This is a genomic window from Methanoculleus sp. UBA291 (genome assembly GCF_002499755.1).
In the GTDB taxonomy this organism is placed as follows: Archaea; Halobacteriota; Methanomicrobia; order Methanomicrobiales; family Methanoculleaceae; genus Methanoculleus; species Methanoculleus palmolei.
Map to the genome: position 1 here is coordinate 2,242 of NZ_DANC01000061.1, position 13,436 is coordinate 15,677.

The window sequence follows — 13,436 nt, forward strand, 5'->3', positions numbered from 1 at the left end:
TCGCTCACGATTCGATTAGAAAGGTTGTGCAGGAAATCGTTGCGTTGATTGGCGATCATTTCATGACACCGGGCGAGTCTCTGGATCGCTTTCTGCTGATTCTTCGACTCTTTCACCTTCCGCGAAACTCGCTGCTGTAACACCTTCAGGCGCTGCAACGAGTTCTTCAAGTATCGGGGATTCTTGATCTTCTCTCCCGTGGAAAGGGTTGCGAAGTCCGTCAACCCGACATCGATACCAAGGGTAGTGTCCAGACAAAACGGCGAGGGGTCCGGTGCCGGCTGCCCATCGTCGACAAGGATGCTGACAAACCACTTCCTGGTTGTGGTTACAGAGACGATCGCGTACTTCATCTTCCCGGTGAACATCCGGTGGAAGATGGTTTTGATCTCACCGATCTTCGGGAGTTTAATCCGACGCCGCCCAAAGTCCACGGTATAATGCTGAGGCACCTGAAAGGACTGCACCGGATTCTTCTTCGACTTGAATCGAGGGAATCCCTTTTTCTCACGGAAGAACCGCGTGAAAGCGTTATCGAGGTTCTTGTTCGCGTTCTGAAGCGATTGGGAGTTGACCTCTTTGAGCCATGGATGCTCTTCTTTGAGGACAGGAAGACGGTTGTTCAGGTCATAGCAGGAGAGTTTTTTGCCTTCCTGTTCGTATGCCCGGATCTTCTGCTCCAGAGAATGGTTGTACACAAACCGACAGGCATGGATGTGTTTCATGAGCATTGCGGTCTGCTCACAGTTAGGGTACATCCGATACTTGTAGGCCTGGAGCATACAGGTATCTGTTGACCTTACAGGAATATATTGTTTTTGGTAATCCTCGGGAAACATGACGAAGGGCGACTCCGCTCCACGAAAGATGCTCGGCATCTTCCTGTCAGGAAACTTCCTGTGGAAGTTTCCGTGTCATCCCCGCACCTGTTGGGTGGGGTCTTCCCGCTCCGCCCCCTTCACCCCCGCAAGATAAACTCTCACGCAAAGATCGCGAAGTACGTGTCACGTTATCAGCGATATCAGGTCGTGTTTGGTGATGACGCCCTGCACCTTCCCCTTTTCGAGCACGACGATCGCGTGGTTATGATGGAGGAGATGGACGATCGTGTCGAGGGGCGCCGTGGGCGGGACCGTCGGGAATCCGGGTTCGATATAGTCTTGCACCACCTTTCGGTGCGTCTGGTGAAGCCCTCCGTCTTCCACGGCGTTCATGATGGCGGATTCGGATATGCACCCGACCGGCACCCCGTTCTCGAGCACCGGCAGCTGGGAGATGCCGTTCTGGCCCATGATCTCGACGGCTCGGCTGACGGGATCGTTCGGGGCGACGGAGAGCACAGGTGCGTTCATCACGTCGGCGGCCGTGATTATCGAGTGCTCCGCTGCCTGCAGGACCTCCACGATCTTTGCGAGCGTGCTCACCCTCGGGTCCACACTGCCCGCCTCGATCCGCGCGACCATTGACTGGCTGATCCCGGCCATGCGGGCAACATCCGCCTGTTTTAAGCCCATACGGAGTCGTTTCTCGCGTAATTCAGCCGGGGTAGGGATTTCCATATTTATTACTATAGGTAATTTTTTAATATATACCTTTGCTGATACATTATTCGGGTCCATATCGGGAAGGTGTTGACGACAGGCAACGGAAGGCACTTCTGCGGCTCATCGTCCCTTCCCGGACAGGTTGATATACCGAAAGGTCGCATGGGATGATATGACTGTAAACAAAGACGAGCAACAGGCCGTTCTCATGAAGGTCAGGGATGTTCTCTCGACCTACCACACCCTGGACGCCGTCCGGGACGAACTTGAGTCCCTTGGCTTCGATGTCCGGGCGGAGCACGGGGACGTCGTATCCATGGAGAATGCACCCGCCGAGATCTTCGTCCAGATCTCCATGAACGACCGGGGCGATATCGTCGATTCCCACGTCGTGACGTTTGACGAGATCGAACTCAAACCGAGGCAGGGTTCTCAACCGCCGTAACGGGCCACGTGCAATAGCAGGGAGTGGGAGGAGTAAGCCTCCTTCTGTTCAGTGCGGCATTCAGCTACGCGCCATACCCGGGCGGATACCAGACGATCCATCTGCCCTGTTCTGGCTTGCACCCGCAGGGATTCACCGTTTCATCGTCTCCCGCCGCTACGTTCAACGAGTTGCTTGCGCGGGGTTTCCGCGTTTCTCGCCCCCTTTGGGGGGCTCGGTCGTTTCATCACTGACGACGGGTCGTGTCGTTTCTGTGTCATTGCCGTGACTCTCGCCACCCGCACTTGCATGCGGCTGCGTGTCTGGCCGGTGGGAGGACTTTCCTCAGCGGCACAGGAATGTGCCACCGTCGGCCGCACTCTCCCTCTCCTAAGTAGTGTTGACCGTGAGAATATATAGCCGTACAGGTACCCTCCTCCAGCAGCCGGCACCGGCGTACCTTCTCCGTTGAGGTTCCCGGATCGACCGCGCGTATCCCCGGGGTCTGGATATGTTTATATACTTGATCCGGGGTCTTACCATTGGCGTTACCATGGGGGAAAGCAGGGCTCGTGCACATCTGGAACTAGCGGCAATCGTTACGGCGTTCGTTGCCGTAACAGCACTCTTCTCGTTTGTCTCGCTTGCGGCAAACGCGATGGAGGGCGGACCCGCTCCCGGTCCCGGCGCATACCCGGTCCTGCCTGCAGACGACCCGCATCTTGCCCCGGTCGGGGCAATCACGGGTTCTTCGTCGGTCCCCGAATCCTCCGGCACCTCCATCGATACCATCACCTTCCGCGTTGTCCATACCGGCGGGGGGAACGGACCCGTCGACCTTGCCCGGACCACCGTGACGGTCATGGCAGGTACCTATCTTGAGATCCTTACACAGTCCGGGGCCGCTTCTCCGGGACCGGGGACGTGGACGGCAACACCTCCCCGGGGCGACACCCTCCTTCTCGCCGGGGAGGACTGTGAGATCCGGCTTTGCCTCGACCGCCCCGTCTCTGCCGGTGAGGCTCTGACCGTCTGGGTGCGTCCCGAGGGCGGCGGACCCTGCTCGATCACCGGGCCGGTGGATACGGGCTCTTCCCGCTCCTGAGAAAGACTAAAAGTATTCAACATCATACGACCCATTTTGATGGAAATGCTGACCCCGGAAGAAGGCAGGACGGCTGTTCGCCTGGCACGCAGTGCCGTCGAGAAGGCCGTCAACGGCGAACGGACGACGCTGCCTGCTCTTCCCCCGGTCTTCGGGGAGAAGCGCGGCGTCTTCGTTACGATCAAGCGGGAGGGGTCCCTCCGCGGATGTATCGGCCTCCCGTACCCGATACGGCCGCTCGGCGACGCGATCGTCGAGGCGGCCGTGTCGGCCGCTCTTGAGGACCCCCGGTTTTTGCCGGTGTCGCGGTCGGAACTTGCCGACCTCGACCTTGAGGTGACGGTGCTCACCGTGCCCCGGCCGCTCGAATGCCCGCCGGAGGAGCGCCCCGGCTGTGTCGAGGTCGGGAAGCACGGCCTGATCGTCAGCGGTCTCGGGACAGGGGGCCTCCTCCTCCCGCAGGTCGCGACCGAGTACGGCTGGGACAGCCGGGAGTTCCTCGACCAGACCTGCATCAAGGCCGGACTCCGGCCCGGGTACTGGAAGCGCGACGATGTTGCCGTGCAGACGTTCGAGGGGCAGATATTTGAAGAGAAGGCGGTTTAATCCGAATGGCAATTACTTTTGAGGTCGTACACAAAGATATCGCCGGGAGGGTCGGGAAACTCAGGGTGAACGATAGAATCGTTCGGACACCCGCGCTCCTCCCCGTCGTCAACCCCCACCTCCCCCTGGTAACCCCCCGCGAGATGCAGGAGATGGGCGTCGAGGCCCTGATCACAAACGCCTACATCTTCCGGCGGAGCGCGGAATACCGCGACCGGGCGCTGGCGGAGGGGCTTCACTCGGTTCTCGACTTCGACGGGGTCGTCATGACCGACTCCGGCTCGTTCCAGCTCTCGGTCTACGGCGAGGTCGAGGTGAGCAACCGGGACACGCTCGAGTTCCAGCAGGCGATCGGGAGCGACATCGTCGTTCCCCTGGACATCCCAACCCCGTCGGACGCGAGCCGGGAGAGGGCGGCACGGGAACTTGCGGTCACCATGGACCGGATTCGTGAGGCCCAACAACTCTTCCCCGACGCAAACCTCGCCGGGCCGGTGCAGGGCGGCATCTTCACCGATCTCCGCGAGGAGGCCGGACGGGCCGTCCGGGACCTCAACTTCACCTTCGCTCCGATCGGGGCCGTGGTGCCGCTGATGGAGAACTACCGTTACCGGGACCTGGTAAAGGTCGTTCTCGCGGCAAAACGCGGTCTCTCCCCGGCGACCGCCGTCCACCTCTTCGGTGCAGGCCACCCGTCGATGTTCGCCCTCGCCGTCGCGATGGGCTGCGACCTCTTCGATTCTGCCGCATACGCCCTCTTTGCACGGGAAGGGCGCTACATCACCCCGCACGGGAGTTTCAAGATCGACGAACTCGCGGAACTGCCCTGCTCCTGCCGGGTCTGCCGCTCGATGACCGCCGACGAGCTCCGTACGTCCGGGGACCGGGAGCGGCTGCTCGCCCTCCATAACCTCTACGTCACCCTCGCGGAGATCGCCCGCATCCGGCAGGCGATCCAGGACGGGACGCTCTGGGAACTGGTCGACGAGCGGTGCCGGAGTCACCCGCGCCTGCTCGACGGCTACCGGGAACTCCTCGCCCACGCATCAACGCTCGCGCGCGACGACCCCGTCTCCAAGCGCCGGTTCTTCTACCGGGGATCGGAGACCTGCCGGAGGACGGAGGTGCTCCGGTTCCGCGAGGTCATCCCCCGCATCCCTCTCGGCGACCGTGTGCTGGTCTCGTTCGACGGGCGGGAGGTTCCGGGGTTCGATACGGTGCTGAACTTCAAGCCGCCCTTCGGGCCGTACCCCGCCGAGCTTGCGGAGACCTTCCCCATTGGACAGAGCGAGGTCCCGGAGTGGGACGACGACATGGTCAGGTCGGGGTGCGCCGGCATCCGGGCCCTGATGAAGGCCCACCCGGAGAAGCGGTTCGTCGTCCTGTGCGGCGAAGCGTGGGCTCGCCTCGTCAGCGAGGAGGTCCCCGATGCGGAGGTGGTATCGTGAGCCGGTATGAGGCGGAGAGGCGCGACGGCCTTGCACGGATCGGGACCTATGAAGAGGGAGAGGAGAGGGTCTCCCTCCCCGCCGCCCTCGATGTGGACGGCCTCTTTCCGGCGCTCAACAGGCGCCCCCTCTCAAACGTCCCGCTCGCGATAGACCCGGCGTTCGTCGAGAACTATTTTTCCCCCGGGGAGGGGCAGCCGGTGACCGTCCACCCGCTCGCCGCTTCGGCGGAGTCGGGCGACTGTGTCATGGTCGCAAACTGGCATACGGCGCAGAAGAACCCCCGGAATTACGCGATGTGGCTGGCGGCTCTCAAAGAGAGCGTCCCGCCGGACACCGCGTGGTACGCCCCGGCTGCGGCGCTCCCTTCGACCGCCTGCCTCCTCGTCTACTCGGGCTTCGACCTCTTCGACTACCGGGCCGTCGACCTTGCATCCGCACGGAAAATGTTCTGCCTTCCGGAAGGCGAGTTTCCCGCCTCGATCATGAAGACGGGAGTCTGCGGGTGCGAGGGGTGCCGGGCCGGCGACCTCGCGCGGCACAACCGTCTCGCGCTCGACCGCGAGATCGCCCTTGTGCGGCACTATATCGAGGCGGGAAGGCTCCGGGAGCTTGTGGAATCGCGGTGCCGGGCGGCCGCCGAACAGGTGGGCATCCTCCGGTTCCTCGACCGGAACTACGCTTTTATGGAGCGCTTCCTCCCGGTGGCGCGGGGGGTGCCGATGCGTGCCAACACCGCCGAGTCGCAGAACCGCTCAGAGATCCGGCGGTTCGCCGACCGGGTGATCGAGCGGTTCGTCCCGACCCGGACCGACGTCGCGGTCCTCCTCCCCTGCTCGGCGCGGAAGCCCTACTCGCTCTCACGGAGCCACCGGCTCTTTATGAACACGGTGGACCGGCGGGCGCACGAACTGATCGTCACCTCGCCGCTCGGCCTCGTTCCCCGGGAACTGGAGCGGGTCTACCCGGCGGGGCACTACGACGTGCCGGTGACCGGCTATTGGGACCGCGAGGAGTGCGCCTTCATCGCCGATATCCTCGCCCGCTACTTCGCGGCGCACCCCTACCGCCGGGTGATCGCCCACCTTGAGGGTGGGGCGCTCACGGTTGCGGAGATGGCGGCGGAGGCTTCGGGGATTGACCTTGAGGTGACCTGTCAGGGGCACCCGACGGCGCCGGGCTCCCTCCGGGCCCTTAATGACGCTCTCGCGGGCGAACGCCGGGTTCAGACCGATACCGTCCGGGGCACGGTATCCTGGCAGTTCGGAACCGAGATCAACACGAAGGGCCTCCAGGTCCGGGGCAGGAGCATGCAGATGGCGGTCCTCCGCGGAAAGCAGCAACTCTTCAGCATCGATTCCGGGACCGGGCTCTTCCGTCCGACGTTCGAGGGGTGGGACCTGATACCGGAGGGCTACCGGGTCCGGATAGATGCATTCGTGCCGCAGGGCGACATCCTTGCCCCGGGAGTCACGGGATGCGACCCCGGGATACGGGAGGGCGATGAGGTGCTCGTGGAAGGGCCGCTCGCGGTCGCCACCGGGCGTGCGATGATGGGGGCGGACGAGATGCGCCGGTCAAAGCGCGGGGTTGCGGTGAAGGTCCGGAAGGTGAAGAAGGCAGGAGAATAGGTGATCTTCCTCCGGGTTCACACTCTCAGGCTCATTGCGAAACGCCATCTTTGGCGTCCATGACACTCAAGTTCACATTGGTTGCGTGAACTACCCCGCGCCTTTTGGGCGGGGCTTCCTGCTTCATTCTCCCTCTATCGAGATAAACCTGAGCACGGATTTTCACCTGATATCGCGCTTGGGGGGTAGGGACAATGGGGAGTGCGATGGGCGAAACGCCCGGAGTTCGAGAAGAACAAAGTTCTTCGAGGGGGGATGCTCCCCCTCCCCGTCAGCCCCTCCTCCCCTAATGACGATTGCCACCACGGGTCCACTATGTCGGGCTTGTGGCTTGTCATAGTTACAATTCCGGGCAACTAGGTGAATACCAACCTTATCCCGCCCGCCACGCAAACCTCAACCAAGAAAAAAAAGGGCAGGCTCTCCTGCCACAACTGTCCGAGCCTTTACTTCTTCGGGACGAGTTTCACCGCCGTCCCGTAGGCGAGGAGTTCCGCCGCGGTCGACATCGTCTGGGACGTCGTGAACCGGATGTTCACCACCGCGTCGGCCCCGAGATCGTGCGCGGCGTTGACCATCCGGTTGTACGACTCGGTTCGGGCATCAGAGAGCATCGAGGTGTACTCCTGAAGTTCGCCGCCGACGACGCTCTTTAAGCCGGCCATAACGTCTTTTCCGATATTCTTCGTCCGTACCGTATTGCCGAAGACCACACCGAGGATCTCCCCGATGGCGTAGCCCGGGACTTCTGCAGTCGTCGTAAGTATCATGTTCGCTTACTCCTTGATGGCTTCGAGGGTCTCCTCGCGCCCCCGCCATATGATCAGTGCAAGGCCGATCACGATGAACGGGATGCCGAAGATAGGGACAATCAATGCGAGCACCGCACCGATGATGATCAGTGCAATCCCCCAGCATACCGGACTCCGCATACATAGCCGTGCGACGGACGTGATGATAATCGTTCGTGTTTCCGCCCCGGATATCTATGTGCCCTCTCAATATCGAGTCCGGTTCGGCAGCGATCGGCGGCGGTCAGGCGCGGGGGAGATGCAGTAAAGAGGCTGGAGGCACAATAAGTATGAAATGTTCGGATGTGTCTCGATGTTACGATCGACCAGCACCATCAGGAGTGAAGCAGTTGTATAAGGTGGAATCAGCGACCATACTCGCCGACCGGGTATATGAATACTGGATCCGCGCGCCGCAGGTGGCCCGGCACGTGCGGGCGGGGCAGTTCCTCATCCTGCGCCTGCACGAAGCGGGCGAGCGGATACCGCTTACCATCTCGGCCGTCAGGGGAGACGCCGTCCGGGTGATCTTTATGGCCGTCGGCAAGACAACCCAGGAACTTGCGACGCTCCGGGCCGGGGACAGCATCACGGACGTCGCGGGACCGCTCGGAAAGCCGAGCGAGATCGCCAACTACGGCACCTGTTGCGTCATCGGCGGCGGTGTCGGGATCGCGAGCACGCCTCTCATCGCAAAGGAACTAAAAAGTGCGGGCAATCGCGTCATCGGGATCATCGGGGCGCGGAGCGCCGATCTCCTCATCCTCGAGGACGAGATGCGGGAGATCTGCGGCGAACTCTACATCACGACCGACGACGGGAGCAAGGGCGTTCACGGGTTTGCAAGCGACGTCCTGAAGAAACTGCTCGAAGAGAGAACGATCGACCGGGTCTGGATCATCGGCCCCGCCATCATGATGAAGGTCACCTCCGGCGTGACGGTGCCCTACGGCGTGAAGACTTACGTGAGCCTCAACCCGATCATGGTCGACGGGACGGGGATGTGCGGCTCCTGCCGGGTGACCGTCGGCGGGGAGACGAAGTTCGCCTGCGTCGACGGTCCCGAGTTCGACGCTCACCAGGTCGACTTTGTCGAATTGATGCAGCGGCAGCGGATCTACACCGAGCAGGAGAAGGTCTCGCTTGAGCGGTTTGCCGAACACCAGTGCCGGTGCGGCGAAGGAGGCGGCCGCCATGAGTGACCGGCCGGCCGAGGTCCGGGTCCACGATTTCGGCGAGGTGGATACCGGCCTCTCCGTCACCGAGGCCATCACCGAGGCGGAACGCTGCCTGCAGTGCAGGAAACCGCTCTGTGTAAGGGGCTGCCCGGTCTGCATCGACATCCCCGCATTCGTCCGCGAGGTCGCGAACGGCAACTTCCCCGCCGCCGCGCGGGCGCTCAAGGAGCAGAACATGCTCCCCGCCATCTGCGGACGGGTCTGTCCGCAGGAGAGCCAGTGCGAGGGGACCTGCATCCTCGGCAACAAGGAGACCCCGATCCGGATCGGAGCGCTTGAGCGGTTCGTGGCCGACTGGGAGCGGGAGAACGGGCCAGAACTCCCAGAGGTGGCGAAGTCGACCGGGAAGCGGGTGGCGGTCGTGGGCTCCGGGCCTGCCGGGCTGACGGCCGCGGCCGAGCTCGCGCGTGCCGGCCACGCCGTCACGATCTTCGAGTCGCTCCACGAGGCCGGGGGTGTCCTGACCTACGGCATCCCCGCGTTCCGGCTGCCGAAAGACGTCGTTAAAGCGGAACTCGACCAGGTGCTCGCCCTCGGCGTCCGGCTGAAGAAGAACCACCTTGTGGGGAGGAGCGTCAGCGTGGACGAACTCCTCGGCTACGACGCGGTCTTCCTCGCGACCGGGGCGGGGCTTCCCGCGTTTATGTGCATCCCCGGGGAGAACTTAAACGGCGTCTACTCGGCAAACGAGTTCCTGACAAGGGTGAACCTGATGCACGCCGATGCGTTCCCGGAGTTCGACACGCCGGTCATGCACGGGGGGCGCGTCGCGGTGATCGGCGGCGGCAACGTGGCGATGGACTCCGCACGGGTGGCGCGCCGCCTGGGGGCGAAGGTCTCCCTGATCTACCGGAGGGGCGAGGAGGAGATGCCGGCGCGGAGGGCCGAGATCGAGCACGCAAAGGAAGAAGGGATCGAGTTTTTCACCTGCACGAACCCGACCCGGGTCTTCGGCGAGCAGTGCTGCGTCACCGGGATCGAGTGCGTGCGGATGTCCCTCTGCGGCATCGATGCGAGCGGCCGCCGGTCCCCGGAGTTAATCGAGGGGAGTGAGTTCACCCTCGACGTGGATATGGTGGTCCAGGCGATCGGGACGAGCCCGAACCCGCTCCTCGTCTCCCTGATCCCGGGACTCGAGCGCGGCCGGAGAGGCAACGTCGTCGTCGACGAGAACGGCCGAACGTCCATCCCCCACGTTTACGCCGGCGGGGATATCGCCACCGGCGCGGCGACGGTGATCGAGGCGATGGGCACGGCAAAGCGCGCGGCGGCGGCGATCAACGCGATGCTGAAGGAAGAGTGAACTCTTTTTCCGGGGTGAGCCAGGGTCGGCCCATTCCCCATCCTGACATTTGCGAACAATTCGTGGAGAGCAGGGAACCGGATCAACCGTCCCCTCTGCACCGGAATGCAACCGCGAGGAGGTTCGACCCGATCAGCGGCAACCCGGCTGCCCAGTAGAGGGTGATGAGCCCGCTCCAGGGATGAAGAGTGGGTGACGGCGAAAGAACGGTATCCTTTACGATACAGGCGAAGATGACGGCGACAAAGATCGTAACGCCCGCGATCGCCCGAAGAGGGACGGGCGCCTTCGCCTTCAGGCGTTCCGGGAGAAGATGAACGAAGGCCAGGGACGCCGGAGACAGCGCGGCAAGCAGGCCGATCCAGACGACCTCGATCCCGCTCACCGGGTCCGAAAGGAACGAGTTCCCATCGGGATAGAGCAGGAGACTCACGATACCGAGGGCGAAGACGGTGCCCGGGAGCAGCAGGTCGAAATACCGTGGTCCGGTCTCCTCCCGTGCTGCCGAGATGAACAGGAGGAGACCGAGAAGGGAGATTCCGCTCAATACGAATGTTGCTGCAGTAAGCCCGGTGAACAGGGCGACCCAGAGGAAAAAGAAGATGGTTGAAGTACACGCAAGCGATATGCTGCAGAGGGGTAGTTTCATCATACGGCCTCGAATCTCCGGCGGTTCACCCGACATGGAGCGCAAACCTATCTCCTGCCTCCGGGCAGTGACGGGGTTCGCACGGCCCGGATTGGACGAACCTCCGTGGTAATTACAGGCAGTGTACCCCTTTGCAAGACTACAATATATACTAATCGATTTTAGTATATAGTTATATTTAGTTCAAAACTGAAGACGCGTTCTCCTGCAGAAGGTCTGCCCGTCCCTCCGGCCCTATCGCCGCCTCCGGTACAGGGCGAAACCCATCCCGACGCCAAGAGCCGCAAAGACCGCTCCAAACCCCGGCGTCGTCGTCCGGAGCGACTGCCCGGGCGCCAGGTCCGAGGGGACCTGCGCGACGTTCGTCTCCTGACCGGCCCGAACGGTGATCTCCCAGACGATCTGGTCGTTGCCGTAGACTTTCAGCACGACGTTCTCGACGCGGGCGTCCAGGGACTGTCCGGAGAGGGCCTGCGCCTCCGCTTCGGCTCTCCCGACCGTGAGGTTCTCCTCCGAGACGTAGGTGGTGGAGACGATCTCTCCTCCCGATAGGTCGACGATGTACTCCGTGAACACGCCGGTATCGTTGATGAAGTAGACCTGCGTCCGCGAGGATCTGGTCGTAATCTCCTCATAGCGGTTCGGGGACTGATTTTCGACGTAAGAGCGCAGCTCTTCGTCGTTGCTGAGCGCCGGGTACTTCGCAAAGATTTCCGGAAACCGGAGCTCCGCGGCCAGGGGCAGCGCCTCGTCGCAGCCGATGATCCAGACGCGCTCGATAGACGGTTCGCCGCCGTGTTCATCGGCACCAATCTTGTTTAAGTAGACGAGCTGTTCTTCGCAGGCGTTCGCCGGCACGATATACACGTATTTGTGGGTGTGATTGTAAATACCCTCATGCCACCAGATCTCCCCGTGTTCGGCTATGAACGTGGTGATCGTCTCGTTGGTCTTCGCGTTCGGGTGGACCAGAAACAGAATACCCGTCTGGTTCCCCTGTCCGGGGAGGGGCGTCACGACTGCGCCTGCAGGGATGTTGCAGACGATCATCGCAACGGTGAGACCGAGCACCAGAAGGACAATACCTTTCGAAATAAAAATGGGTTAGTTGTACCTCGGAACCTCTCCGAGGAGAATCTGTGTTCTGAAATCTTCGTACCTGAGAATGCCATCGCCGGTTGGGTCGTTTGGATCCTGTGTATAATAGGAGTCATCGGCGTCACCGTAGATGGTAATGCTGATGTGAGTGTTTCCATCCGCCCTGTAAACCTGGGGATTGTCAAATACATTCAATGTCGGATCCGAGTGGATCCAGGCATTTCCGTTCCACGATTCTGCAATAGCATGCCCCGTTATATTACCGGAAGGCAGCCTCATGGTGAACGATAAGAACCGTGTCGGGATACCCAGCGCCCGGGCGAAGGCGGTATACAGGGTTCCATACTCATCGCAGACCCCCAGATACTTTCCGTTTATGGGAGACGGATGGTCCATCAGATACAGGTCGGAGAATATGTATTCAATATACGGGTCTTCGTATGTGTAATTCATGGCCCCATTGACATACTGCGTTATCGCATATGCGGACTGATACGGCTCTGTCGTATCATCAGCCGCCTGCGCTGCTTCAAGTAGCACTCTATATCCCTCACTGAATGGGAAATGATATAGATCACTTGTCTCAAGGTTTTCTCCGCCGTCAGGATCGAAGAGATGCGACGCATCGTTGTTATACTTCTCTATGGCATCGATCGGCATTCTTGCCATCCACGACGTAAGGCCGGTCGGATCAACTCTGATCTCGACTGCCATCGGTTTTATTCCGATGGAACTATGCTGTGGGAGAACCTCGAATGGAACTGTCACAGTGAGGTCCGCCCCCGCTGCAAGATCCGAAAAGGGCACACCACACCCATATCCATCCTTAAGCGACCAGAGGATGACCATCCCGCTCGCTGCAGAAGAAGCATAGTTATGGATCGTGATCTCGTGGTAGACAAACGTGTCCTGCGTCCAGTACCAGGAGATAGTTCCCTGGGTCATTCTCACGTCCGGCATTAAATCCCTGGTACCGAGGTCGCTGCTCTCGGTTTGCAGCGTCAATGATACTTTACCGGGAGAGGTTGGAACCACGTCTGCATCGACCACCTGGAATTCTGGTACCCTCTTCGGATCCAGAATGATTACTCCTGGGTGCTGCCGTGCGATCTCCTCAGTGATCGGAACCCTCTGCGGGGTTTCAATGACCGGAGTATACTTCGACATATCTCTCGGCTCAACTCACTGGTCGAACGTATCGAACCAGCCCCTTGATTCATTCTCCGCACTCACAACCGGCACCATCGTTCCGCTCACCAGCAATGCAGCGAGGAGTATGGAAAGTGCCCGCGTTCCAATAGTTTCTTTCATCTGTTTGCCTCCTATAACGTCCCCGGAGGCAGAAGAGGCAACAACCTTAAGTACATTGAATGCAGACTACTCCTCTGCCTTCTGGGCTGTAGGGGGTTCATCCGGCCTTGGACAGATAGGGTGAACCTCCGCCATTCTGCGAACGCCATTTCCGGCATCCGCATAGGGACGTAGACGTCAGTCTATTTATCTCTTCTGTCAAACCTCTCTACACATCCGCCGGTTGTTCGCAAAAGTGAGGTGATCGAACCCGCCCTCGGGAGCGCGGGCACAGGAGCGAGGCCGTTC

General features: G+C 61.1%; 15 protein-coding genes and 1 other RNA gene. 7 read left to right on the plus strand and 9 right to left on the minus strand.

Features of this window, described 5'->3' with window-relative positions; all coding sequences use genetic code 11:
* Both BP737_RS14355 and BP737_RS14360 read right to left on the minus strand, forming a co-directional pair.
* Positions 1-782: RNA-guided endonuclease TnpB family protein (locus BP737_RS14355; RefSeq protein ID WP_342686292.1), on the minus strand; the 782-nt coding region annotated here is incomplete at its 3' end.
* A gap of 222 nt (positions 783-1,004) precedes the next feature.
* Positions 1,005-1,559, minus strand: coding sequence for a CBS domain-containing protein (locus BP737_RS14360; protein ID WP_292405518.1), 555 nt, complete (start codon positions 1,557-1,559; stop codon positions 1,005-1,007).
* A gap of 157 nt (positions 1,560-1,716) precedes the next feature.
* Here BP737_RS14360 and BP737_RS14365 point away from each other — a divergent pair, with 157 nt between their 5' ends.
* Positions 1,717-1,989, plus strand: a complete 273-nt coding sequence (locus BP737_RS14365; protein ID WP_342686293.1) for a hypothetical protein — start codon at positions 1,717-1,719, stop codon at positions 1,987-1,989.
* A gap of 21 nt (positions 1,990-2,010) precedes the next feature.
* Here the strand turns inward: BP737_RS14365 and rnpB are convergent.
* Positions 2,011-2,358: RNase P RNA component (rnpB, locus tag BP737_RS14370), an RNA gene on the minus strand.
* 163 nt (positions 2,359-2,521) lie between these two features.
* On the opposite strand from rnpB, the gene BP737_RS14375 reads away from it, so the two are divergent.
* Genes BP737_RS14375 through arcS form a run of 4 tightly spaced genes read left to right on the plus strand, consistent with a single transcriptional unit; the run spans position 2,522 to position 6,758 of the window.
* Entirely contained in the window at positions 2,522-3,073 is a 552-nt protein-coding gene (locus tag BP737_RS14375; RefSeq protein WP_342686294.1) for a hypothetical protein, read from the plus strand.
* 39 nt (positions 3,074-3,112) lie between these two features.
* The gene (locus BP737_RS14380) at positions 3,113-3,679 is read left to right on the plus strand and encodes a TIGR00296 family protein (RefSeq protein WP_342686295.1); all 567 of its coding nucleotides are present in this window, start codon (positions 3,113-3,115) and stop codon (positions 3,677-3,679) included.
* A gap of 5 nt (positions 3,680-3,684) precedes the next feature.
* Positions 3,685-5,127, plus strand: a complete 1,443-nt coding sequence (tgtA, locus tag BP737_RS14385) for a tRNA guanosine(15) transglycosylase TgtA (RefSeq protein ID WP_342686296.1) — start codon at positions 3,685-3,687, stop codon at positions 5,125-5,127.
* Positions 5,124-6,758 carry an archaeosine synthase subunit alpha gene (gene arcS, locus BP737_RS14390; protein ID WP_342686297.1) on the plus strand — a complete coding sequence of 545 codons (1,635 nt, stop codon included), beginning with the start codon at positions 5,124-5,126 and terminating at the stop codon, positions 6,756-6,758. The genes tgtA and arcS overlap by 4 nt, the downstream gene beginning before the upstream one ends.
* Positions 6,759-7,204: 446 nt before the next feature.
* On the opposite strand, the gene BP737_RS14395 is transcribed toward arcS, so the two are convergent.
* Together BP737_RS14395 and BP737_RS14400 are read right to left on the minus strand one after the other, a co-directional pair.
* Positions 7,205-7,528 carry a heavy metal-binding domain-containing protein gene (locus BP737_RS14395; RefSeq protein ID WP_342686298.1) on the minus strand — a complete coding sequence of 108 codons (324 nt, stop codon included), beginning with the start codon at positions 7,526-7,528 and terminating at the stop codon, positions 7,205-7,207.
* Positions 7,529-7,534: 6 nt separating this feature from the next.
* Complete coding sequence (locus BP737_RS14400) at positions 7,535-7,690, minus strand: hypothetical protein (RefSeq protein ID WP_292405535.1); 156 nt, start codon at positions 7,688-7,690, stop codon at positions 7,535-7,537.
* 200 nt (positions 7,691-7,890) lie between these two features.
* On the opposite strand from BP737_RS14400, the gene BP737_RS14405 reads away from it, so the two are divergent.
* Together BP737_RS14405 and gltA are read left to right on the plus strand one after the other, a co-directional pair.
* A complete protein-coding gene (locus tag BP737_RS14405; protein ID WP_342686299.1) occupies positions 7,891-8,751 on the plus strand; it encodes a sulfide/dihydroorotate dehydrogenase-like FAD/NAD-binding protein in 861 nt (286 codons plus the stop codon).
* Positions 8,744-10,090: an NADPH-dependent glutamate synthase gene (gene gltA / locus BP737_RS14410; protein WP_342686300.1), complete on the plus strand. Its 1,347-nt coding sequence runs from the start codon at positions 8,744-8,746 to the stop codon at positions 10,088-10,090. Before BP737_RS14405 ends, gltA begins: the two co-directional genes overlap by 8 nt.
* 82 nt (positions 10,091-10,172) lie before the next feature.
* Here gltA and BP737_RS14415 read toward each other — a convergent pair whose 3' ends face one another.
* The 4 genes from BP737_RS14415 to BP737_RS14430 all read right to left on the minus strand — a co-directional run bounded on the left by BP737_RS14415 (position 10,173) and on the right by BP737_RS14430 (position 13,148).
* The gene (locus BP737_RS14415) at positions 10,173-10,742 is read right to left on the minus strand and encodes a hypothetical protein (protein WP_342686301.1); all 570 of its coding nucleotides are present in this window, start codon (positions 10,740-10,742) and stop codon (positions 10,173-10,175) included.
* Between the two features lie 231 nt (positions 10,743-10,973).
* Positions 10,974-11,810 carry a hypothetical protein gene (locus BP737_RS14420; protein ID WP_342686302.1) on the minus strand — a complete coding sequence of 279 codons (837 nt, stop codon included), beginning with the start codon at positions 11,808-11,810 and terminating at the stop codon, positions 10,974-10,976.
* Between the two features lie 33 nt (positions 11,811-11,843).
* Positions 11,844-13,004, minus strand: a complete 1,161-nt coding sequence (locus BP737_RS14425) for a transglutaminase-like domain-containing protein (RefSeq protein ID WP_342686303.1) — start codon at positions 13,002-13,004, stop codon at positions 11,844-11,846.
* A gap of 15 nt (positions 13,005-13,019) precedes the next feature.
* Positions 13,020-13,148, minus strand: a complete 129-nt coding sequence (locus BP737_RS14430) for a hypothetical protein (protein ID WP_342686304.1) — start codon at positions 13,146-13,148, stop codon at positions 13,020-13,022.
* Between the last annotated feature and the right edge of the window lie 288 nt (positions 13,149-13,436).